Here is a 22,895-nt window from a genome sequence, read left to right as displayed (position 1 = left end):
CATTCGTCCCAGCCGGACTTCAGCTCGTCAGGTTCCAATTGTTACTCTTATTATACCATATTTTCAGGGTTCAAGAAATAGTCTTGATCCAGCACATACTGCGGAAAATCATAGACTTTTCGAGGTTCGACAAATAAAACCTTTAGTTGATTGAGTTGGATATACTCTATCAGATTTACCAACTCATCCTTTGATAGATAGGCGATCGCATTGATGAAGACAAGGAGTTTCTTTTTGGAAAGATATTTAAAAACTTGAACAATTTCTAGCATCTTTTCGAAAGGTGTATCACTCAGAGTTTCAACTTTGACCCCTAGCGCATCAATCAACTCTAGAATGGTGATTTCGTCGTACTCTAGGTCTAATTCGTTTTCTAAACACTCAAATGCCAGCAATTCTGTTATCGTAGCTACCAGCTTTTCAATCATAGATTTGACTTCGGGCTTGTCATTGAGCTGATTTTCAAGATCTGCATGTATCAACTTGAGCATAGCAGGTGAGTTGAGATTGTATCCTAAGACATCCGTTATCACTAGTAACTCAGCCTCTTTCAGAGGTTTTAGATTTCTATCAAATAACTTTAATTCTCCATCATCAGTGTACTGGTAGAACTGCTTGACGATAGTCGAAAAGGTAAACTGGTCTTCCAGGACTAAAAAGGTTGCATTTTCAATAGCCAATGGTTCATCCAATAATGGGAAATTAATCTTCATCTCCAGGCTCCTCTCCTAGAAAAACTAAACGTGCGTCGGAGTTTGCTACGCTGGTATTTCGCTCGCCATTTAAGTAGATCATACGAGAAAACTGCTTTTCGGTAACGGTTAAGAGAGTAATGTTTCCTTTTTTAGGGTTATGAGTCTTGAGTCGTTCAATCATGGCGTTATTAGCAGAGTTGTTGAGTAAGAGCTTGCTATAGATGGAGAATTGGTGCATGATAAATCCCTCATCTATGAGGAACTTGCGAAATTTCCGATAGGCCTTGCGTTCCTCTACGGTATCAACGGGCATATCAAACATTAAAATCATACGCATATATCGATAACTCATATCCTAAACTCAGGAACTCCTTTCTCCGGTTGATTAAGGGTTTGGATGACTTTTTTAGTATAGTCGCTGACGATATTGGATAGGTACATATCTTTGCCATTGTAGTGGAAGGTATCTGAGAAAATAGTGAACAGTTCTCGTTTGATTTTGACAAAAGAACTGTTTCGATTTTCATAGACGATTCTGTCAATAATCGGACGGAAAGGCTCCATAATATCGCTAGCGAGGTTGAATTGATTAAACTGGTTGGCATGTTTCAAGCCAAACTGGGTCATACAACCAGACAACACAATCTCACGCGCAAACATACTCAAAATTAAGGTGTAACCGTAGTCTAAGGCAGCATTGACATCATTATCTTGTTCACGGCTAAAATCATTTCCAAACAAGGTGTTAAAATAAATTCGAGCTGCGTGCCCCTCACGATTACTAGGATCAAACAAATCCAACCCATGATAGAGATCGATGACGGACTGACTCTTTTCCAGAAAACCACAACTCCCTAGATAAAAAGCCTGATTGAGAATTTTTTGTGCAATAATAGTGGTCCAAACTTGTGCTTTAGCCTCCTCGCTCCAAGTAATTTGCCGAGAGAGTTGCAGACTGGAATCGTGTCGACCGTAGTAGGGCATTAAGTATGCCGTTGGTAAACGTTTATCATCACAAAAGATAACCAGAATATTTTCATCCACCAAGCGTTTTATCAGCATAGTGGAGAGAACGATATCCGTCGTCTCCAAAAGAAGGATGTCCACCTCGGACAGGTGAATCAACTCTGTCCGAGAGGCATCTTTAAAAATCAAGTGATTGTTTTTGTAGGAGAGTTTAGAGTGCGTATTGACAACAACGGTTCTCCATCCCATTAGTCTTCTCCTAGTTTGCTTAAATCAATCCGAGTCTCGTAGAGACCAGTGATGGATTGGTGAATGAGGGTGGCGTTGAGGATTTCAGATACAGTTGTGTATCGTTTTCGATCAACATCTTTGCCAAAAAATTTAAAGGCAGCAGGAGCACCCAAAGCAGTAAAGGTCAACAAATTGATAAACGAATTTGCTAGAATTTCTATATCTGCTTGCTCATTGTCTGCATATAAGTTCTTGATTTTCTCTAGATTTGCATCTGCGAGGACATATTTTTGAGAGAACTCAGATACAAGATTTAACAAATCCTTAAATTCATTTCGGTGTTTCTGAATGTATTCCAAATGTCCTGATTCGTCTAGTTTATGGACATTTTTAGAATGGTAGAGCAAGGTTGTTAAATATACTGGAAGCACTATTTCATTGCCTTTTTGAAGTTCTTTCGCACTTGCAAGTAGTCGTCTGCGACCATTTTCCAGTTCAAATAAACTATACTTAGGTAGGCAGAGGATGTTTTCTTTACGGACATTATGATAGCCTTTATTTTCAAGGAAAGTTATTGGATTCTCCTCAAAAGCGGCCTTTTCCATAATCGTGATACCAACTAGAGTTTTGATAGTCTTCAGTTTTTTCGCTTTTCCTTTTTCGATATCGGCAATGAGCAAGATCGAATAGGCGATAACAGGGCTATCAAATCCCCCGTATTTAGTAGTATCCCAAAGAATATCCTTTGTTTTTCGAGGGATTAGCTTGTCAGAATTTCCTTTAGGAAGAATGGACTCTTTAGAGAAGCCACCTGTTTGCTCTTCTCTCTTCTTCACAATATTTACCTGCGGAAGTGAAAGTACTTTTTTGATTGTTGCGAAATCTTTTTCCTTATTCCAAGCGATTTCTCCAGTGTCTTTGGAGTATTCGATATTTTCTCTTTTTACGATGGTTCCGTCTGCGTAATGCACCTCTTCTTTAAAGAAGTTCAACAAGTTTGAGTAGAAGAAATACTTTTCAGTTGCTTTTTCGACTTCTTTAGGATCTTTGGATCTTGAGATGTATCTCTTAAGATCGTACTTTTGATAGTCACCATAGACGAATTCAGGCTCTAGTTTAGGATATTTCTTGAGGATAGCCTTAGCCACTACGGCATTTAAGTAGGCATCATGTGCATGGTGGTAGTCGTTGATTTCCCGTATCTTGTATAACCTAAATTCTTTACGGAAGTTGGAAACCAGGTTGGATTTCAAAGTGATGATTTTGACGGTACGGTTCTTCTTATCCTTCTCATTCACTTCTGTATTATAGCGAGCATCTAAGATCTGAGCAACGTGTTTTGTGATTTGACGTGTTTCAACTAGTTGGCGTTTGATGAAGCCAACTTTATCTCGCTCATCTAGCCCGCCACGTTCAGCTTTGGTTAAATTATTAAATTTACGTTCTGAAATCAATTTGGAATCCAACAATTGTTGCCAAAAGGCTTTTCTTTTTTGAACGACTTCTAAACGTGGAACATTATCGGATTTCCCACGATTATCCTTTGAACTAGTCAAGACACGGTTATCAAGAGAATCATCCTTGATAAAGGCCTGTGGGATGATGTGGTCAATGTCATAGCTGCTCAGTTGGTTGATGTCAAGAGGTTTCCCAGTATACATATCCCTCCCATTTTGGAGATAGTAGAGGAAGAGACGGTCATTTTGAAGTTGAATATTATCTGTAGGATGCTCTTTTAATATATTCGAATCAAGCCCAGGTGCTAAATTTTTCAGTGCATCTTCAATGCGCTTATATCTTTGTTGAGAATTCTTTTTCCCCCGGGCAGTTGTCTGATTTTCTCGTGCCATCTCAATCACAATGGACTCAGGAGCATGGCCCATAACCTTGACAAGTTCATCAACAATCTTGATACTTTGTAAAATTCCCTTTTTAATGGCAGGGCTTCCTGGGAGTTCTCGGACAACTTGCTTCACACCATCAATCTCACCAACCACTTGTGCTTTTTGGATAATTTCTTTGAAAGAAAGTCCGTCATCGTTGATTAACTGCATAAAGTTGCGATTGATTTGACCGTCATCAATCAGATAATCAAGAATCGTTTTGCCAGTTTGTTTATCACAGATACCGTTAATCAGCTTGGCAGAGAGTTTTCCCCAACCAGTATAATGTCGACGAGTTAGTGCCTTGATGACTTTTTCATCAAAGAGAGAGTCATATTGTGCAAGACGCTGCTTAATCATCTCGCGGTCTTCAAAGATAGTTAGCGTGTGGACGATGTTTTCAAGAATCTCTTCATTTTTGGAATCATCCATAAACTCCTTATCCTTGATAATCTTGAGCAAATCATGGTAAGTAGAAAGACTAGCGTTAAATTGTTTTTCAATTCCTTTTAGTTCGATTCCATCGTAACCATCAACATTGTGTAGATAATGAATGATGTCTTTTTCAGTTACTTTTCTTTTCTCTTTGAATAATTGATTGACAATTTGCTTCTTCTGCCCACTATCAAGGAATTGATAGTTTCTCAATCCTTCCGCAATAAATTTTACTTTTGTTAATTCATTATAGACAGCAAATGTTTCATACAAGAGACTGTGCTTAGGCAAAACTTTTTCCTCTGGTAAATACAAATCATAGTTAGTCATCTTATTGATGAATTCTTCTGCAGAGCTTGACTTATCAACAATTTCCTCAAAATTCCAAGGTCGGATTGCTTGGTCAGAATTTCGAGTAAGCCAAGCAAAATCACGATTGCCACGAGCCAATGGTCCAACGTAATAAGGAATACGGAAGGTTAAGATTTTCTCTATCTTTTCTTTATTGTCCTTCAGAAATGGATAATGTTCTCCTTGCCGACGGAGAATGGCATTCATTTCTTGAAGATGAATTTGATGAGGAATAGAACCATTATCAAAAGTGCGTTGTTTTCTCAAGAAATCTTCACGTTCAATTTTCTCAAGGAAATAATCTGTTCCTTCGAATTTAGAGAGAAGATTTTTGATATATTTGTAAAATGCTTCTTGTGTGGTCTTACCATCGATATATCCAGCATACCCATCTTTAGATTGGTCAGAAAAAACTTCATCATATTTTTCTGGAAGATTGTTTTTGATGAATTGTTTTAAAGCTACCAAGTCTTTTTGGTGATTTTCATAGCGCTCAATCATAGATGCTGATAATGGAGCCTTGGTTGAAGGATCTGTGACAGTCAAAATGTCTGATAGAAGAATAGCATCATAGAGTTTTTTAGCAACTAGGAAAAGGTCTGCAAAGTCATCTCCAATTTGTCCGAGCAAGTTTTCCAAATCCTCATCATAGGTATCTTTAGAAAATTGTAGCGGAGCTTTTTCTCCTAAGTCAAAATGTTTTTTAAAATCAGCTTGATTTCCTACAATCAACTTGAGAAATTCTGAAAACAAACCAGTGGACTTTTCGTCAGGAAAGAGTTTTAGAACGCGTTCTCTCTTTGCAGATTTACTAATTTTATCGGTAAAAATTGCTTCTACTTGTGCGTTTTGCCCACTAAGTGAACTTTCTTCAAAGGTGTTGCCGTAAATGCTTATAAACTCGTTAAAGATTTTTTGAATATCATTATTTTTTATATCGAAAGCTTCTTCATATAAAAAATGCCCACGGTATTTAATCATATGAGCTGATGCTAGATAGATCAAGCGCAAGTCAGCTTTTTCTTTCGAATCAGCCAGTTGCTTTCTCAAATGATAGATAGTTGGAAATTGCTTATGGTATTCTTTTTCTTCTGCCAAGGTAGCAAAAATAGGGTATTTACTCCCTCTTTTATCCTCAGGAATTAAAAAGGAGTCATCCAATCGATGAAAGAAACTACTATCGACCTTGTTCATTTCCTCGGCAAAGATTTCTTGAAGATAGCGAAGACGATTTTTCCGGCGAGTATAGCGACGACGTGCAGTTCGTTTAAGGCGTCTAGCCTCAGCAGTAGTTCCCTCATCAAACAATAGAGCCCCGATGAGATTTTTCTTGATAAATCGTTTATCAGTATTGCCCAGAACTTTCATCTTTTTCGATGGGACTTTATAATCGTCAGTGATAACGCTCCATCCGACGCTATTAGTTCCGATATCAAGTGCGATAGAGTAATTTTTGTTTTCCATGTATAAAAACCTCCGTTGTATTTGTATTAAGATATAATTTAAAAATTAAGAAATGAGAGCTTTGATTAGGTCAATGCACCCATTTATAAACTTTACTAACTCAGTTAGAATAGCTAAATTATCTTTAGTGAATTTGAATTTCCTCAAAATATTCTCCGTAAAATATAACTTTATTAAATTAAATCATTCTAACTAAAGATTTCAATAGAATAATGATGAAATATCGGTAAAAATGTGCTAAAATCGATTATAAGTTATATTTTAGTTTTAGAACTGTATTGTTTCAAATGAGGATAAACTAGCTTTTTGTCGTATCTGTAAAATAATTTACATTTCACTTGATAATCTTTGACAAGTATAGTACAATGAAGTTGTTGGAACTATTCGAAACAACACAGCAAAGTTAAAATAAGGCTTTGTCCGTACACAACTTGAAAAAGTGCGCACCGATTCGGTGCTTTTTATTTTATTATACTAACTCATTGTACTCCTATTTTTAGAAAAAAACAAATAATATCGTAGCGCTTTCATAAAATTCGAGATCAATTCGATGGAGCTTGTAAGTGGGTTAACTGAGAAATATGATTTCCTTTTGTTGGTTTATATGTTCGGGATGATAGCAATACAAAATAAAAAGAACTGGGATAATTAACTATCCTAGTTCTTTTTTATATGAACTGTTCTTCTATTCCCCCTCAGCTAACTCTTTCCCGAGTTGGATGAGGTAGTCTTTCAAGTCGTCTTTGACTTGTGGGTGTTTGAGAGCGTAGTCGATGGAGGTTTTCATAAAGCCGAACTTGTCTCCGACATCGTAACGAGCCCCTTTGAACTCACGAGCAAATACACGTTGTGTTTTATTGAGGGTATCGATTGCATCTGTCAGCTGAATTTCATTTCCTGCACCTGGAGCTTGGTTTTCGAGGATTTGGAAAATTTCAGGCGTGAGGAGGTAGCGCCCGATAATAGCAAGGTCGCTAGGAGCATCCTCTGGCGCTGGTTTTTCAACGAAGGTTTCAACGCTGTAAAGGCCGTCTTTTCCTTCGCCTTGCGGAGCAATAACCCCGTAAGCAGATACTTCGTCATGAGGGACTGGCATAACAGCGATAGTAGACGCGTGGGTACGCTCGTAGTCATCCATGAGTTGTTTGGTGAGTGGAACAGCTTTTTCGTTGGTGATATCCATCAAGTCATCACCAAGCATAACGATAAAGGGTTCATTTCCAACGAAAGCCTTGGCTTGCAAAACGGCATCTCCGAGACCACGTGGATGCGTTTGGCGGATAAAATGCAGACGCATACCAGTTGTTTCATCAACTAGCTTCAAAAGATCTGTTTTCCCTTTTTCTTTGAGGTTGTATTCCAATTCGAAGTTTGAGTCGAAGTGGTCCTCAATGGAACGTTTTGACTTACCCGTAACAACCAAAATGTCTTCGATGCCAGATTTGAGGGCCTCTTCAACGATAAACTGGATAGTTGGCTTGTCTACGATTGGCAACATTTCCTTGGCCAAGGCCTTAGTTGCTGGGAGGAAGCGAGTTCCCAATCCAGCGGCTGGGATGACTGCTTTTCTGACTTTTTGTTTCATAATGTTCCTTTCTATAAGGGTCTAAGACCATTCGTTTTCTGCTTTAAATTCATTGCTCATGATGTCAGTGATTGCTTCTTTGATATTGACACCTTCGTAGATGACTCGGTAAATAGCTTGTGTGATTGGCATGTAGACACCCAATTCCTGAGCCAGTTCGTAAGCTGCTCGAGTCGTTGAGATGCCTTCGATGACCATGCCCATGTTTGCTTCGATGTCTGCGAGGGATTCTCCGCGGCCGAGAGCATTACCGGCCCTCCAGTTACGAGAGTGGACAGATGTTCCCGTTACAATCAAATCCCCAACTCCAGAAAGACCGCTATAAGTCAGAGGGTTAGCTCCAAGAGCGACACCTAGACGGGTGATTTCAGCCAAGCCACGTGCGATGATGGCCGCCTTGGCATTGTCACCAAACCCTAGTCCATGTAGTGCCCCAGCGCCAACTGCGATGATGTTTTTGAGAGCACCAGCGGTTTCAACCCCGATAACATCCGTATTGGTATAGAGGCGGAAGTAGTGATTGCTAAAGAGATTTTGGACGTACTGGGCAGTTTCAAGGTCTTTAGAGGCTGCAGTGATCAAGGTAATATCCCGTACAATAGTTTCCTCAGCGTGGCTAGGTCCTGAAACAACGACGATATCACTACGAAGGTCAGCTGGGATTTCCTCTTCAAGAATGGTTGATAGACGTTTGTGGCTATCTGGTTCCAAGCCTTTGGAGGCATGCATGATGACAACTTTGTGATCAAGTACCTTTGCCACTTGTTGGGCAACCAGTCTCGTTACTTTTGTTGGGACCACAAATAAAACAGCATCCACATTCTTTAGTGTTTCTTCCAAGTCATGATAGGCTTTGATCTTTTCGTCGAGTAGGATATCTTTGAAATAGCGTTTGTTTGTATGTTGGTTATTGATTTCATCGATCTGGTCAGAAATATTTCCCCAAATTCGAACCTCGTGTCCATTGTCGTTTAGGACCTGCGAAAGGGCGGTCCCCCAAGAACCAGGACCCAAGACAGCGATGGTTTGTTTCTTCATCTTTTCCTCCTTGTAAGAGTTCTTCCTTTCATTTTACCATAAAAAGCCTTTTCATGCATCTGCTGTGGGTGAAAGCGTATTATTTTATAATAAGTAGACTTTTTTGACAAGAGTTCTCTTTTTTGCTAGAATAACATCAATATGAACGAATGAGAAGGAGCTGACGCAGGATGTCGCTCCCTTTATCTATTTTATTAGGAGGAATTATGCTCATTAAAAAAATAAAAACCTATAAATGGCAGGCCTTGGCATCTCTGATGATGACAGGCTTGATGGTTGCGAGCTCGCTCTTGCAACCGCGCTATTTGCAAGAGGTGTTAGAGGCATTGTTGGCTGGTCAACATGAGGCTATTTATAGTATTGGTGCATGGCTGATAGGAGTAGCCCTAGTCGGTCTGGTGGCAGGAGGGGTCAATGTGACACTTGCAGCCTATATTGCCCAAGGAGTGTCTTCGGACCTTCGTGAAGACGCTTTTCGCAAGATCCAGACTTTTTCTTATGCTAATATCGAGCAATTCAATGCGGGTAACCTTGTCGTCCGTATGACCAATGATATCAACCAAATTCAGAACGTGGTGATGATGGCTTTTCAAATTCTTTTCCGTCTCCCTCTTCTCTTTATCGGTTCCTTTATTTTGGCGGTTCACACTCTTCCATCACTTTGGTGGGTGATTGTTCTCATGGTGCTCTTGATCTTTGCACTAACTGCTATCATGATGGGGATGATGGGGCCACGATTTGCTAAGTTTCAAACCCTTCTTGAACGGATTAATGCTATCGCCAAAGAAAATTTACGTGGTGTGCGCGTGGTCAAATCCTTTGTACAAGAAAAAGCACAATTTGACAAATTTACCGATGTTTCTGATGAACTTCTCGGCCAAAATCTTTATATCGGTTATGCCTTCTCAGTTATAGAACCCGTTATGATGCTAGTCGGCTATGGAGCGGTCTTCCTCTCTATCTGGTTGGTGGCTGGAATGGCTCAGTCAGATCCGTCTGTAGTGGGCTCGATTGCTTCCTTTATCAACTATCTCAGCCAGATTATCTTTACCATCATCATGGTTGGATTTTTAGGGAATTCTGTCAGTCGTGCCATGATTTCCTTGCGTCGTATCCGCGAAATTCTAGATACCGAGCCAGCGATGACCTTTAAAGATCTCCCAGATGAAGAGTTAGAAGGAAGTCTCTCTTTTGAAAATGTAACCTTCACCTATCCCAATGATGATGAGCCTATGCTGAAGAATGTAACCTTTGAAATTGCGCCTGGTCAGATGGTCGGTGTGGTTGGGGCGACTGGAGCAGGGAAGTCCACTCTAGCTCAGTTAATTCCACGACTTTTTGATCCACAGGAGGGATCTATCAAGATTGGTGGCAAGGATATTCGAGACGTCAGCGAGGGAACCTTGCGTAAAACAGTTTCCATCGTCTTGCAACGTGCTATTCTCTTTAGCGGGACCATTGCAGATAATCTTCGTCAAGGGAAAGGCAATGCCAGCGTGTCAGAAATGGAACGTGCAGCACGGATTGCCCAAGCCAGCGAATTTATCGGACGCATGGAAAACAAATTTGAGAGTCAGGTCGAAGAACGAGGCACCAATTTTTCTGGTGGACAAAAACAACGGATGTCCATTGCCCGTGGGATTGTCAGCAATCCCCGTATCCTGATTTTTGACGATTCGACTTCGGCCTTGGATGCCAAGTCAGAGAGACTCGTGCAGGAAGCTTTAAACAAAGACCTGAAAGGGACAACAACCATTATCATCGCTCAAAAGATCAGTTCAGTCGTCCATGCGGACAAGATTTTGGTCTTGGACCAAGGACGCTTGATTGGAGAAGGAAGGCATGCAGACTTGGTAGCTAACAATGCCGTCTACCGCGAAATCTACGAAACACAAAAGGGAAAGGAGGAATAAAATGAAAACTGTTCGATTTTTCTGGAATTATTTTAAAGTTTACAAGTTCTCCTTTGTCATTGTGGTTCTGATGGTTGCAGTTGCGACGATTGCCCAAGCCCTCTTTCCAGTTTTTTCAGGTCAAGCAGTGACGGAACTCGCTAACCTAGTTCTGGCTTATCAAAATGGAACTTCCGAACTAGCCTGGCAGAGTTTATCAGCTCTGATGCTGAATCTAGCTCTGGTTGTCCTCGCCTTAGTGGTATCCAGTTTGATTTACATGACCTTGATGACCCGTGTGATTGCTGAGTCAACAAATGAGATGCGTAAGGGCCTCTTTGGCAAACTTTCTCGTTTAACGGTTTCTTTCTTTGACCGCCATCAGGATGGTGACATCCTCTCTCGCTTTACGAGTGACTTGGATAACATCCTTCAAGCCTTCAATGAAAGCCTAGTTCAGGTCATGAGCAATATTGCTCTTTACATCGGTTTGATTTTTGTCATGTTTTCAAGAAATGTGACGCTAGCCCTGATAACAGTAGCCAGTACTCCAGTGGCCTTTCTCATGTTGGTCTTCATCGTGAAAATGGCCCGCAAGTACACTAATCTCCAGCAAAAAGAGGTTGGGAAACTAAACGCCTACATGGACGAGAGTATTTCTGGACAGAAAGCTGTTATCGTACAAGGAATTCAAGATGATATCGTAGCAGGCTTTGTGGAGCAAAATGAGCGCGTGCGCAAGGCAACTTTTAAAGGGAGAATGTTCTCAGGTATCCTCTTTCCAGTTATGAATGGGATGAGCTTGGTCAATACGGCCATCGTCATTTTTGCTGGTTCTGCGGTCCTGCTGAACGATCCAAGTATCGAAACAACAACAGCCCTAGGTTTGATTGTCATGTTTACCCAATTTTCTCAGCAGTACTACCAGCCGATTATCCAGGTGGCTGCGAGTTGGGGGAGCCTCCAGTTGGCCTTTACTGGGGCGGATCGTATCCAAGAAATGTTCGATGCAGAAGAAGAGATTCGTCCGCAAAATGCCCCTGCCTTTACGGAATTGCGAGAAGGCGTTGAAATCAGTCACATTGATTTCTCTTATGTGCCAGACAAGCCGATTTTAAAAGATGTTAGCATTTCAGCTCCTAAGGGGCAGATGATAGCAGTTGTCGGTCCGACTGGCTCAGGGAAAACGACCATCATGAACCTCATCAATCGTTTCTACGATGTGGATGCAGGCAGCATTTGCTTTGATGGCAAAGACATTCGTGACTACGACTTGGACAGCCTGCGGAGTAAGGTCGGTATTGTCTTGCAGGATTCGGTCTTGTTTAGTGGAACGATCCGGGACAATATCCGCTTTGGTGTGCCAGATGCCAGTCAGGAAATGGTCGAAGCAGCTGCCAAGGCAACTCATATTCATGACTACATTGAAAGCTTGCCTGACAAGTATGATACCCTTATTGATGATGAGCAAAACATCTTCTCAACTGGTCAGAAACAATTGATTTCCATCGCCCGGACCTTGATGACAGATCCCCAAGTCCTAATCTTAGATGAAGCGACTTCCAATGTGGATACCGTAACAGAAAGCAAGATTCAACATGCCATGGAGGCAGTTGTAGCAGGTCGAACCAGTTTTGTCATTGCCCATCGTCTCAAGACCATCCTCAATGCCGATCAGATTATTGTCCTCAAAGATGGGGAGGTCATTGAACGTGGAAATCATCACGAGTTGCTCAAGCTTGGTGGCTTCTACTCAGAACTGTATCACAATCAATTTGTCTTCGAATAAAAAAGAAGTTGTCCTCGTTGGGCAGCTTTTTCTTATCCATAAAAAATACTTATCACGGTCTTTAAAAAAACATATTAGACAGGAAAGGGTTGGAGTGATAAGATAAGACTGTCGCAAGAAAATCGAAAGGAGACACATCATGGCTAGAACGGTTGTAGGAGTTGCTGCGAATCTATGTCCTGTAGATGCAGAAGGGAAAAACATCCACTCATCTGTATCCTGTAAATTTGCAGAGAGCATTCGTCAGGTCGGCGGTCTCCCTTTAGTGATTCCTGTTGGTGATGAGTCCGTTGTTCGCGATTATGTGGAAATGATTGATAAGCTCATCTTGACTGGGGGACAAAATGTTCATCCTCAGTTTTATGGTGAGGAAAAAACAATTGATAGCGACGACTATAACCTAGCTCGCGACGAGTTTGAGCTAGCTCTTCTACAAGAAGCCTTGCGTCAGAACAAACCAATCTTAGCCATTTGCCGTGGCGTTCAGCTTGTCAACGTTGCTTTTGGTGGGACACTCAATCAGGATATTGAAGGTCATTGGCAAGGTCTACCTTTTGGGACTTCACATTCTATTGAGACAGTGGATGGCAGTGTAGTGTCTAAATTATTTGGTAAAGAAAGTCAGGTTAACTCAGTACATCGTCAGAGTATTAAAGACTTGGCACCCAATTTCCGCGTGACGGCTGTGGATCCACGTGATCAAACTGTTGAAGCAATCGAATCTATTGATGAGCACCGTATTATTGGTCTCCAGTGGCATCCAGAATTTTTGGTCAATGAAGAAGATGGCAACTTAGAATTATTTGAGTATTTATTGAATGAATTATAACGACTGGAAACCTAGTCGTTTTTTTGTCTTATTTCGTTCAAATTTTAATATTGTAACATTTTTTACGCAAATGTTTAAATTATGATAAAATTTGGAAAAATTCAGTATAAAAACTTGAAAAAATCTAAGGTAAGGGTTATGATAGAAGAGAAGAAATTTTGGAGGAATATTATGTCACATATTAAATTTGATTATTCAAAAGTATTAGATAAATTTGTTGCACCACATGAACTAGATTATATGCAGCCTCAAGTGACTGCAGCAGATTCTGCTCTGCGAAATGGTACAGGTCCTGGGGCAGAAATGACTGGCTGGTTGAACTTACCTGAAGAATATGACAAAGATGAATTTGCTCGTATTCAAAAGGCTGCTGCTAAAATCCAATCTGATAGTGAGGTATTGATCGTAATCGGTATTGGTGGTTCCTATTTAGGAGCTCGTGCAGCTATTGATTTCTTGAATAATTCATTTGTAAACTTGCAAAGAAAGGAAGAACGCAAGGCACCTCAGATCCTCTATGCTGGAAACTCTATCTCTTCAAGCTATTTGGCTGATTTGGTAGACTATGTATCAGACAAAGATTTCTCAGTAAACGTGATTTCTAAATCAGGTACAACAACTGAACCGGCTATTGCTTTCCGTGTCTTCAAAGAACTCTTGGTTAAGAAGTACGGTCAAGAAGAAGCTAACCAACGTATCTACGCAACTACAGACCGCGCTAAAGGTGCAGTTAAGGTTGAAGCAGATGCTAATGGCTGGGATACTTTTGTAGTGCCTGATAGTGTAGGTGGTCGTTTTACAGTATTGACAGCAGTGGGGCTCTTGCCAATCGCAGCTGCAGGAGCTGATATCAGCAAGTTAATGGAAGGAGCAAATGCTGCTCGCAAGGCTTATGCTTCTGATAAGTTGGCTGAAAATGAAGCATATCAATATGCAGTTGTACGCAATATCTTGTACCGTAAAGGTTATCTGACAGAAGTTCTAGCTAACTATGAACCATCTCTGCAATACTTCTCTGAGTGGTGGAAGCAACTGGCTGGTGAGTCAGAAGGGAAAGACCAAAAAGGGATTTATCCAACTTCAGCTAACTTCTCAACAGACTTGCACTCTCTGGGACAATTTATCCAGGAAGGTACCCGTATCCTCTTTGAAACAGTTATCCGTGTAGATAAACCTCGCAAAAATGTGCTGATTCCTGAATTGGCAGAAGACTTGGACGGTCTTGGCTACTTGCAAGGAAAAGATGTTGACTTTGTCAATAAAAAAGCTACAGATGGAGTGCTGTTAGCACACACTGATGGTGGAGTTCCAAATATGTTTGTGACACTGCCTGAGCAAGATGAGTTCACTTTGGGCTACACTATTTACTTCTTTGAGTTGGCTATTGCTCTTTCTGGCTACCTGAATGGTATCAATCCATTTGACCAGCCTGGAGTTGAAGCTTATAAGAAAAACATGTTTGCTCTTCTTGGGAAACCAGGCTTTGAAGAGCTGGGTGCTGAGTTGAATGCACGCCTTTGATTCTCATATGCTTTGAGTTCATTTAGAATATAAAAAGATCCACAAGTTCATTTCTTGTGGATTTTTAGTACAAGCCTCTTAATTAGTTTATTATTTTTTTTAAAAGTGTAAAAAAGAGTGTCTTAATTCTTTTATGAAAGCGCTGTATAATTGCCTTGTAAATAAAATTTGAGAGGTATCAAAATGAATGATTGGTTAAACATAAAAGGCAAAACAGTTCTTGTGACTGGCGCGTCATCTGGGATCGGTAAGGCAATCGTTGAAGAATTGCTGGAATTAGGAGTCAATGTAGCGAATTTTGATCTTAGCGACAACGATTTGCGTCACCCGAATCTATTATTTGTAAAAGTTGATGTAACTTCTCGCTCTGAAGTAGAAGAGGGTGTTGCCAAAATAGTTGAAAGATTTGGCAATATTGATGCGGTAGTCAATAATGCAGGGATTAATGTTCCCAGATTATTAATTGATGCAGAAAATCCTAAAGGTCCTTACGAGTTAGACGATGAAACGTTTGAAAAAGTAACAATGATTAATCAAAAAGGTTTGTATTTGGTTAGTCAGGCAGTAGGACGTATTTTAGTGAAAAATAGAAAAGGTGTAATTGTGAACATGGCTTCAGAAGCAGGTTTGGAAGGTTCTGAAGGACAAAGTGCCTATGCTGCAACAAAAGCAGCAGTCTATAGTTACACTCGTTCATGGGCGAAAGAGCTGGGTAAGCATGGTGTACGTGTGGTTGGAATTGCTCCAGGAATTATGGAAGCTACGGGGCTTCGAACTCTTTCTTATGAGGAAGCTCTTGCTTATACCCGTGGAAAGACGGTAGAAGATATTCGAGCTGGTTATGCTTCAACTTCAACAACTCCTTTGGGACGAAGTGGTAAACTACGGGAAGTAGCTGATCTTGTAGCATTCTATATTTCAGATCGTTCTAGCTATATAACTGGAGTCACTACAAATATTGCTGGAGGGAAAACTCGCGGTTAAAAAAATGAAGGTGAGGAAGAGAGTTGACCTTAGTAAATCGATGGTATAACATTTTAGAAAAAATGGTCTCACAGCCAACTTATTCCTTGGTAGATATGCGCTCAGAACTGGATATTAGCTTGCAAACCTTGCAAAAGAGTATCCAACAATTAAATGATGTTTTGGCTCCTAATATCCAGATTATCGCACAAGATGATCAGTTAATGTTAGAAGTGTATGACTATACAGAGTTGGAAAGGATTTTATCTGGTAGTTTAAAACAGGAGAGTGACTTCAATTCTTCCAGTAAAAGAATTGCCTATTTGCTAAAACGTTTAATTGAGTCAACCTCCCCTCTTCTTATTGACGACTTGGCTGAGGAAGTAGGTGTTAGTAGAAGTACCCTTAATAAGGATTTAAAACAAGTAAAATCTTTGGCAGAGAGTTACTCTATCACTATTTCAGGAAAGCCCAACCGTGGGCTGGAGGTCTTGGGGAGCGAGCTGAATTTGCGCTTGCTCTATATTCACCAAGTGGCTCCTTACTTTGAAGGAAGGACACTCACTGAGGCAACATCTTCTTTTCTGGAGACGCTAGTCCAGGACTATAAAATCCCTAAAGAAACACAGGAACTCCTTCGAAAGACCATTTCAATTATGGTGGAGCGTATTCATACATCTAGAGTGTTGAATTGTCCTATTCCTTACTATAGGAATGATTTAACAGAGACACCTTTAGCTGAGAAATTAATCTATCATATTGAAATGACTTATAAGATTTCCCTCAGTCAGTTTGAGATAGACTTTTTGTGTTTTCCGTTTAATGTCCGTTTTATTGACACTTTAAGCAAGACATCTTATCAATCTGAACAGCTTGCAAAGATTTTTCAAGGGATTGTCAAGAAAGTCAAAGAAACAATGTTGGTTCACTTTGATGATGAAGAATTATTTGAAGAAATCAAATCTCATCTAGGCCCCTTAATCAATCGACTGATTTTCCATGTGCAAGCTAATGATATATTTCATGGCGAGGTTCAAACTCAATATCCTTTTGCTTTTGAAATGGCAAAAATAGCTGGAGAAGAACTATCTGCAATTTTTGGTTCTGAATTGGAATTATCTGAAATCGGATATCTGGCTTTGTATTTTGAAATGATTTTAAGAAAGCAAAATTCTGCTGTAAAGGGTTCTCGCAAGCAGATAGCTGTAGTTTGCACAACAGGAAGAGGAACTGCTACGATGATTATTCAGCAACTCAGACGAGTCCTTGGAAATGATGTAGACATTACTCAGTATTCTGAAGAGGATTTTAATGTGGATTTGAATCAGGACTATTTCGCGATTTTTACGACAGTTCCTCTAAAATATAAAGATTCTAAATCTCCAGTCATTCAAGTTAATCATCTTTTTGATGATCAATGGCTGCAGGAAGAATGGCAGAGGGCCAATGCTTTTCATCAAAAAAATCTAGAAACAGTCAGCTTACGTTTTCTTCGGTTGAGCCCCCAAAAAACCTATCAGCAATACTTGCTAAATATGGTTGCAGAGTTAGAGAAACTTCAGATGATTGATGAAGGTTTTAGAAATCGGATAATTGATAGGGAGAAAAAGCAATCAACCATTTTTGGTGGAGGAATTGCCTTCCCCCATACAATTAACCAGGGTTATGCAAAGACTATTTTAATGTTCGGAAAACTAGAAGAGCCTTATCAAAAAGGAGATGAATGGATTGAATTTATCTTTCTAGTCGCCATACCCTCAGAAATTGAAAGAAAAATGGAAAGTGAATTGCTGGAATTGTATGACGGTATTTTTCGAATTGCAGGAGAGCCTTCTCTAAAAGAAGCATTGAGGGCTGTAGAAACAGAGACAGAGTTTCTATCATTTTCTAAGAGCAAAGGAGTATTTTAATGAATTCGCTAATAATTTTCGCTGTGTTTGTCATGGCAGCTTATATATTTCAAATGTTCCTCGGCTGGCAGCAACTCAAAGACTTCAATAAGACCTATACGATGCTCCGAAAACTGGGGCGCGTAGCGATTGGCAGGAAGTCCGGAAGAATAAAATCCGGTACGATTGTCATGTTCGCGGTTGATGAAAACGGTCGGGTTCTTAAAGCTAGCAAAATGCAAGGAGTAACAATCTTAGCGCGTTTTCAAAATATGGATGATTATGTCGGAGAAGACATCCATTATTTTGACAAGTATAATCCTCTTGTGAGAAAAGAAAATAAGTTGATGCAATCAGTCATAGAAGATGCTAGAAAAGTCTATCTTTGGCATGAGGCAGGTATTGAGAAAGAGACAAGTTCTTCTGATTCTTTTCTGGGATTCGGCTTTTATACGAATTACTTACAATTATCTATTAAACAGTTATTTAAAAAAAATAAGAAAAGGAGTTCCTTATGAATCACATTACAGAATTTGCAGAGAGTTTTATGAAACTCTTCCAATTAGGTGGAGAAACCTTTATTAGCTGGATGACAAATATTGTACCTCTTGTCTTGATGCTATTGATTGCAATGAATACCCTTATCGCTTTCTTGGGAGAAGAGAAGGTCAATTCCTTGGCTAAGATTTCTGCCAAAAATCCTGTTAGCCGGTATATGATTTTACCTTTCATTTCAGCTTTTATGCTGGGAAATCCGATGGCAATCAGTATGGGACGTTTCTTACCAGAATATTATAAACCTAGTTTTGTAGCAGCTCAGATGCAGTTTTGCCATACTTCAAATGGTGTATTTCCACATATCAATCCTGGGGAATTATTTGTATGGATGGGAATTGCGACAGGAATTCAAACTTTAGGTTTAAGTCAAATGGACTTAGCCATTCGTTACATGCTTGTTGGGCTTGTCATGAACTTTGTAGGTGGTTGGGTAACCGATTTTACAACTGCTTATGTAGCAAAACAGCAAGGTGTTACCTTGAGTAAAACATTTGATTTATAGAAAGAGTGAAATTATGTCATATAAGAGTATAAAAGTTGTTAAAGGAAATGGCGGTTTCGGAGGACCTTTGGTCATTACACCTAGTGAAGCTAAGCATAAATTCATCTATATTACTGGCGGCGGAGAAAAGCCAGATATTGTAGATAAAATTGCTGATTTGACCGGTATGGAAGCTGTTAATGGGTTTAAAACTTCTATCCCAGATGAGGAAATTGCTTTAGCAATCGTGGATTGTGGCGGTACTCTTCGCTGTGGTATTTATCCTAAAAAGGGAATCCCTACAATAAATATTGTTGCTACAGGGAAAAGTGGGCCTCTAGCTCAATATATAACCGAGGAAATCTATGTGTCAGCAGTTGGCCTTAATCAAATTTCTGCTGCTAATGAAGACGAAAAAGCGACAACTGTGGTAACTGAAAAGCCAACTTACGATACTAGTAAAAAAATTACAGAGCAAAAAGCTGAAACAAGTATTGTAGCACGAATTGGGATGGGCGCTGGGAAGGTCGTTGCGACTTTCAACCAGGCAGCTCGTGAAGCCATCCAAACAATGCTCAACACAATCATTCCTTTCATGGCCTTTGTTTCCTTGCTGATTGGGGTTATTCAAGGTTCAGGTGTTGGAAATTGGCTGGCAAAATTAATGGTTCCCCTAGCGGGGAACATCTGGGGACTCATTTTGATTGGCTTTATCTGTTCCTTGCCATTCCTATCTCCTTTGTTAGGCCCCGGAGCTGTTATCAGTCAGATTATCGGAACCTTAATTGGAGTCGAAATCGGAAAAGGGAATATTCCGCCCCAAATGGCTCTGCCAGCTATATTTGCTATCAACACTCAAAACGGTTGTGATTTCATTCCTGTAGCACTCGGTCTATCTGAAGCCAAGTCTGAAACAGTTGAGGTTGGTGTCCCTTCTGTGCTTTATTCACGCTTTCTCAATGGTGTTCCGCGGGTGCTAGTAGCTTGGATAGCTAGTATTGGTCTTTATCAATAGACCTTTGATAGATGCACGTAAACAAAGCAACTATTATGTTAAACTTATCTATAAGCATAAGTTTAAGACAAATTAGAGAAAGGATAAATAGGAATTAGATGAAGAAAATTTTTGAAGCTAAAGTAATTCAAGTGGGACCTGAAGCTCAGAATATGATTCAAGATGCCAATATGCTCATTTTATTTGGAGAAGAAGCGCCGGAAGATTTAGCAGAGTATTGTTTTAAGATTGATAACAAAAATCTGCTAGGTTCAATACTAGAAGGCGGCAAGCTGGTGGTAGATAATCAGGAATATTCAATTAGTTCTGTGGGAAATGTAGTAGAAAAAAATTTAACTGGACTGGGCCATATCACGATTTCTTTTGATGGTTCAAAAGAGGGGAGTCTTCCTGGTACACTCCATGTCGCAGCAGACCAAGCAGTAGTAATTGATAAAGATTCTACCATTCAGATTTTTGAAACTGCTTAACCATAATAAAATTTCAAATCAAGCAATTTAGAAAAATAAAAGTCTAAAAAATTGATTCAGAGCCTGGACAAAAAGTCCAGGCTTCTGGGTCTAAATTAGAAAAAATAGATGACGCAGTGGTTGATTGGCAAGTCAATCAAACTAGCCAGTCAGTGCAAGGGAATTTCCAGCAAATGCATCCACAAGGGGTGCTTGAACAGAAGGGAAAGACCAAAAAGGTATCTACCCAACTTCAGCAAACTTCTCAACTGACTTGCACTCATTGGGTCAATTTATCCAAGAAGGAACTCGTATCATGTTTGAAACAGTTGTCCGTGTGGACAAACCACGTAAGAACGTGATCATTCCTACTTTGGAAGAAGACCTTGACGGACTTGGTTACCTTCAAGGAAAAGACGTTGACTTTGTAAACAAAAAAGCAACTGACGGTGTTCTTCTTGCCCACACTGACGGTGATGTGCCAAACATGTACGTGACTCTTCCAGAGCAAGACGCTTTCACTCTTGGTTACACTATCTACTTCTTCGAATTGGCAATTGCCCTTTCAGGTTACTTGAATGCCATCAACCCATTTGACCAACCAGGTGTTGAAGCCTACAAACGCAACATGTTTGCCCTTCTTGGAAAACCAGGATTTGAAGAATTGAGCAAAGAGCTTAACGCACGTCTATAATAGAAGAAAAGAGTGGCTTGCCCACTCTTTTTACTCTCTTTATTCGTAGACATTGGACTCAGGCGAGACTTGTGATATAATATAGAAAGCAAAAAGGCAGACGCCTAGAGACTTTATAGGAGAAACTATGTCAAAAGATATCCGCGTACGCTACGCACCAAGTCCAACAGGACTACTACACATCGGAAATGCCCGTACAGCATTGTTTAACTACCTTTACGCACGCCATCATGGTGGAACTTTTATCATTCGTATCGAAGATACTGACCGTAAACGCCATGTTGAGGATGGAGAACGTTCACAGCTTGAAAATCTTCGCTGGTTGGGTATGGATTGGGATGAGAGCCCAGAAACTCATGCAAACTACCGCCAGTCTGAGCGTTTGGAACTCTATCAAAAATACATCGACCAATTGCTAGCTGAAGGAAAAGCCTACAAATCTTACGTCACAGAAGAAGAGTTGGCGGCTGAGCGTGAACGCCAAGAAGCAGCTGGCGAAACACCACGTTACATCAATGAATATCTTGGTATGAGCGAAGAAGAAAAAGCTGCCTACATCGCAGAACGTGAAGCAGCTGGTATTATCCCAACTGTCCGTTTGGCTGTTAATGAGTCTGGTATCTACAAATGGCATGATATGGTCAAAGGTGATATCGAGTTTGAAGGTGGCAACATCGGTGGTGACTGGGTGATTCAAAAGAAAGATGGCTACCCAACTTACAACTTTGCTGTTGTTATTGATGACCACGATATGCAGATTTCTCATGTTATCCGCGGTGATGACCATATTGCCAACACCCCAAAACAGCTCATGGTTTATGAGGCTCTTGGTTGGGAAGCGCCAGAGTTCGGTCACATGACTTTGATCATCAACTCTGAAACGGGTAAAAAATTGTCTAAACGGGACACTAACACCCTTCAGTTTATCGAAGACTACCGTAAAAAAGGCTATCTTCCAGAAGCAGTCTTTAACTTTATTACCCTTCTTGGCTGGAACCCTGGTGGGGAAGACGAAATCTTCTCTCGTGAGGAATTGATTAAACTCTTTGATGAAAACCGCCTTAGCAAGTCTCCAGCAGCCTTCGACCAGAAGAAACTGGACTGGATGAGCAATGATTACATCAAGAGAGCTGACTTAGCAACCATCTTTGAAATGGCAAAACCATTCCTAGAAGAAGCAGGACGCTTGACTGACAAGGCCGAAAAATTGGTGGAACTCTACAAACCACAAATGAAGTCAGTGGATGAAATCGTTCCATTGACAGACCTTTTCTTCTCAGACTTCCCAGAGCTGACAGATGCTGAGCGCGAGGTCATGGCAGGAGAAACCGTTCCTGTTGTTCTAGAAGCCTTCAAAGCGAAACTAGAAGCCATGACAGATGAGGAATTTGTGACAGAAAACATCTTCCCACAAATCAAAGCAGTTCAAAAAGAAACAGGTATCAAAGGGAAAAACCTCTTCATGCCGATTCGTATTGCCGTTTCAGGTGAAATGCATGGACCAGAATTACCAGACACCATTTTCTTACTCGGACGTGAAAAGTCAATCCAGCATATTGAAAACATACTGAAAGAGATTTCTAAATAAAAAGGACTTCCGATGGATACATGGGAAAAAATGTATGAAGAAGCACGAGCCTTATACAATCCTCATGAAGTTTCTGACTTTGTTTATGCTAACCATGTTGTTGCTGCAGTAGAAGCAGAAGATGGTCAGATCTTCACAGGATTTTGTATGGAGGGCACTTGTGGCGTTTTTCATCTCTGTGCAGAACGAGCGGCTCTCTTCAATATGTATCAATTTTCAGGACAAACCAAAGTTAAGAAAATCCTCGCCTTTCGAGATAAACCTCCCTACGGCGAAGGATCAGGTATGCCCTGTGGCGCTTGCAGAGAATTTCTCTTAGAATTGAATGCTGAAAACAAAGAAGCAGAGTTCATGATGGACTACGAAACAAGAAAAACAATTAAGGTTGCCGAGTTGATTCCTTACTGGTGGGGAGAGGAACGTGCGACAAATTGGAAAGATAAATAGAAGGAGTCAGTTTAACTGGCTCTTTCCCTAATCTTTTCAGAATTTCGGTAAAGAGGAAAAAAGATCTTGACAAAGTAGGAAAAGTAGGTATAATAGAAAGAGTTGAAAAGCTCAAGGTCCGTTGGTCAAGGG

At 40.3% G+C, this 22,895-nt stretch carries 18 protein-coding genes and 1 pseudogene; 13 read left to right on the top strand and 6 right to left on the bottom strand.

The window, feature by feature from the left end:
- Positions 1-50 precede the first annotated feature (50 nt).
- The 6 genes from csn2 to EKB01_RS08120 form a co-directional block, all read right to left on the bottom strand.
- On the bottom strand, positions 51-713 hold the full coding sequence (gene csn2 / locus EKB01_RS08145) for a type II-A CRISPR-associated protein Csn2 (RefSeq protein WP_084919949.1): 663 nt from the start codon (positions 711-713) through the stop codon (positions 51-53).
- Positions 703-1,047: a CRISPR-associated endonuclease Cas2 gene (gene cas2, locus EKB01_RS08140; protein WP_061587800.1), complete on the bottom strand. Its 345-nt coding sequence runs from the start codon at positions 1,045-1,047 to the stop codon at positions 703-705. Before cas2 ends, csn2 begins: the two co-directional genes overlap by 11 nt.
- The gene (gene cas1 / locus EKB01_RS08135; protein WP_084919948.1) at positions 1,044-1,910 is read right to left on the bottom strand and encodes a type II CRISPR-associated endonuclease Cas1; all 867 of its coding nucleotides are present in this window, start codon (positions 1,908-1,910) and stop codon (positions 1,044-1,046) included. Before cas1 ends, cas2 begins: the two co-directional genes overlap by 4 nt.
- Positions 1,910-6,025: a type II CRISPR RNA-guided endonuclease Cas9 gene (gene cas9, locus EKB01_RS08130; protein ID WP_167266509.1), complete on the bottom strand. Its 4,116-nt coding sequence runs from the start codon at positions 6,023-6,025 to the stop codon at positions 1,910-1,912. The genes cas1 and cas9 overlap by 1 nt, the downstream gene beginning before the upstream one ends.
- A 685-nt stretch (positions 6,026-6,710) precedes the next feature.
- Positions 6,711-7,610 carry a UTP--glucose-1-phosphate uridylyltransferase GalU gene (gene galU / locus EKB01_RS08125; RefSeq protein WP_000811020.1) on the bottom strand — a complete coding sequence of 300 codons (900 nt, stop codon included), beginning with the start codon at positions 7,608-7,610 and terminating at the stop codon, positions 6,711-6,713.
- Between the two features lie 21 nt (positions 7,611-7,631).
- On the bottom strand, positions 7,632-8,648 hold the full coding sequence (locus tag EKB01_RS08120; RefSeq protein WP_000745030.1) for an NAD(P)H-dependent glycerol-3-phosphate dehydrogenase: 1,017 nt from the start codon (positions 8,646-8,648) through the stop codon (positions 7,632-7,634).
- A gap of 206 nt (positions 8,649-8,854) precedes the next feature.
- Here EKB01_RS08120 and EKB01_RS08115 point away from each other — a divergent pair, with 206 nt between their 5' ends.
- From EKB01_RS08115 to EKB01_RS08055, 13 genes and pseudogenes are all read left to right on the top strand, one after another.
- Complete coding sequence (locus EKB01_RS08115) at positions 8,855-10,561, top strand: ABC transporter ATP-binding protein (protein WP_070657016.1); 1,707 nt, start codon at positions 8,855-8,857, stop codon at positions 10,559-10,561.
- Between the two features lies 1 nt (position 10,562).
- On the top strand, positions 10,563-12,329 hold the full coding sequence (locus EKB01_RS08110; RefSeq protein WP_049484837.1) for an ABC transporter ATP-binding protein: 1,767 nt from the start codon (positions 10,563-10,565) through the stop codon (positions 12,327-12,329).
- A 139-nt stretch (positions 12,330-12,468) separates the two neighbouring features.
- Positions 12,469-13,158, top strand: a complete 690-nt coding sequence (locus EKB01_RS08105) for a gamma-glutamyl-gamma-aminobutyrate hydrolase family protein (RefSeq protein WP_167266507.1) — start codon at positions 12,469-12,471, stop codon at positions 13,156-13,158.
- A gap of 171 nt (positions 13,159-13,329) precedes the next feature.
- Positions 13,330-14,679 (top strand): glucose-6-phosphate isomerase, encoded by a 1,350-nt coding sequence (locus EKB01_RS08100; protein ID WP_000018239.1) that lies wholly within the window; start codon positions 13,330-13,332, stop codon positions 14,677-14,679.
- 183 nt (positions 14,680-14,862) lie between these two features.
- Positions 14,863-15,663, top strand: coding sequence for an SDR family oxidoreductase (locus EKB01_RS08095; RefSeq protein ID WP_001000838.1), 801 nt, complete (start codon positions 14,863-14,865; stop codon positions 15,661-15,663).
- Between the two features lie 62 nt (positions 15,664-15,725).
- The gene (locus tag EKB01_RS08090; RefSeq protein WP_208288079.1) at positions 15,726-17,552 is read left to right on the top strand and encodes a PRD domain-containing protein; all 1,827 of its coding nucleotides are present in this window, start codon (positions 15,726-15,728) and stop codon (positions 17,550-17,552) included.
- Positions 17,552-18,049, top strand: coding sequence for a transcriptional regulator GutM (locus tag EKB01_RS08085; RefSeq protein WP_002902102.1), 498 nt, complete (start codon positions 17,552-17,554; stop codon positions 18,047-18,049). The genes EKB01_RS08090 and EKB01_RS08085 overlap by 1 nt, the downstream gene beginning before the upstream one ends.
- Positions 18,046-18,591 (top strand): PTS glucitol/sorbitol transporter subunit IIC, encoded by a 546-nt coding sequence (locus tag EKB01_RS08080; RefSeq protein WP_049484835.1) that lies wholly within the window; start codon positions 18,046-18,048, stop codon positions 18,589-18,591. Before EKB01_RS08085 ends, EKB01_RS08080 begins: the two co-directional genes overlap by 4 nt.
- 13 nt (positions 18,592-18,604) lie before the next feature.
- A complete protein-coding gene (locus EKB01_RS08075; RefSeq protein ID WP_009660130.1) occupies positions 18,605-19,585 on the top strand; it encodes a PTS glucitol/sorbitol transporter subunit IIB in 981 nt (326 codons plus the stop codon).
- 98 nt (positions 19,586-19,683) lie between these two features.
- Positions 19,684-20,055, top strand: a complete 372-nt coding sequence (locus EKB01_RS08070; protein WP_049484834.1) for a PTS glucitol/sorbitol transporter subunit IIA — start codon at positions 19,684-19,686, stop codon at positions 20,053-20,055.
- A 196-nt stretch (positions 20,056-20,251) separates the two neighbouring features.
- A pseudogene (gene pgi / locus EKB01_RS08065) lies at positions 20,252-20,728 on the top strand (glucose-6-phosphate isomerase); the annotation flags it as partial.
- A 127-nt stretch (positions 20,729-20,855) separates the two neighbouring features.
- Entirely contained in the window at positions 20,856-22,316 is a 1,461-nt protein-coding gene (gltX, locus tag EKB01_RS08060) for a glutamate--tRNA ligase (RefSeq protein ID WP_049484833.1), read from the top strand.
- 12 nt (positions 22,317-22,328) lie between these two features.
- Entirely contained in the window at positions 22,329-22,763 is a 435-nt protein-coding gene (locus EKB01_RS08055; protein WP_000382000.1) for a cytidine deaminase, read from the top strand.
- The last annotated feature ends 132 nt before the right edge of the window (positions 22,764-22,895 follow it).

It is taken from the genome of Streptococcus sp. CCUG 71758, assembly GCF_011714815.1.
GTDB lineage: Bacteria > Bacillota > Bacilli > Lactobacillales > Streptococcaceae > Streptococcus > Streptococcus halitosis.
The sequence above is the reverse complement of the archived record's forward strand: the minus strand, read 5'-3'. Positions and strand labels throughout refer to the sequence as shown.

Bases quoted from the DNA above. Each gene is read 5' to 3' on its own strand.
- csn2 (WP_084919949.1), bottom strand. From the start codon at position 713: ATGAAGATTAATTTCCCATTATTGGATGAACCATTGGCTATTGAAAAT.
- cas2 (WP_061587800.1), bottom strand. From the start codon at position 1,047: ATGAGTTATCGATATATGCGTATGATTTTAATGTTTGATATGCCCGTT.
- cas1 (WP_084919948.1), bottom strand. From the start codon at position 1,910: ATGGGATGGAGAACCGTTGTTGTCAATACGCACTCTAAACTCTCCTAC.
- cas9 (WP_167266509.1), bottom strand. From the start codon at position 6,025: ATGGAAAACAAAAATTACTCTATCGCACTTGATATCGGAACTAATAGC.
- galU (WP_000811020.1), bottom strand. From the start codon at position 7,610: ATGAAACAAAAAGTCAGAAAAGCAGTCATCCCAGCCGCTGGATTGGGA.
- EKB01_RS08120 (WP_000745030.1), bottom strand. From the start codon at position 8,648: ATGAAGAAACAAACCATCGCTGTCTTGGGTCCTGGTTCTTGGGGGACC.
- EKB01_RS08115 (WP_070657016.1), top strand. From the start codon at position 8,855: ATGCTCATTAAAAAAATAAAAACCTATAAATGGCAGGCCTTGGCATCT.
- EKB01_RS08110 (WP_049484837.1), top strand. From the start codon at position 10,563: ATGAAAACTGTTCGATTTTTCTGGAATTATTTTAAAGTTTACAAGTTC.
- EKB01_RS08105 (WP_167266507.1), top strand. From the start codon at position 12,469: ATGGCTAGAACGGTTGTAGGAGTTGCTGCGAATCTATGTCCTGTAGAT.
- EKB01_RS08100 (WP_000018239.1), top strand. From the start codon at position 13,330: ATGTCACATATTAAATTTGATTATTCAAAAGTATTAGATAAATTTGTT.
- EKB01_RS08095 (WP_001000838.1), top strand. From the start codon at position 14,863: ATGAATGATTGGTTAAACATAAAAGGCAAAACAGTTCTTGTGACTGGC.
- EKB01_RS08090 (WP_208288079.1), top strand. From the start codon at position 15,726: ATGGTCTCACAGCCAACTTATTCCTTGGTAGATATGCGCTCAGAACTG.
- EKB01_RS08085 (WP_002902102.1), top strand. From the start codon at position 17,552: ATGAATTCGCTAATAATTTTCGCTGTGTTTGTCATGGCAGCTTATATA.
- EKB01_RS08080 (WP_049484835.1), top strand. From the start codon at position 18,046: ATGAATCACATTACAGAATTTGCAGAGAGTTTTATGAAACTCTTCCAA.
- EKB01_RS08075 (WP_009660130.1), top strand. From the start codon at position 18,605: ATGTCATATAAGAGTATAAAAGTTGTTAAAGGAAATGGCGGTTTCGGA.
- EKB01_RS08070 (WP_049484834.1), top strand. From the start codon at position 19,684: ATGAAGAAAATTTTTGAAGCTAAAGTAATTCAAGTGGGACCTGAAGCT.
- gltX (WP_049484833.1), top strand. From the start codon at position 20,856: ATGTCAAAAGATATCCGCGTACGCTACGCACCAAGTCCAACAGGACTA.
- EKB01_RS08055 (WP_000382000.1), top strand. From the start codon at position 22,329: ATGGATACATGGGAAAAAATGTATGAAGAAGCACGAGCCTTATACAAT.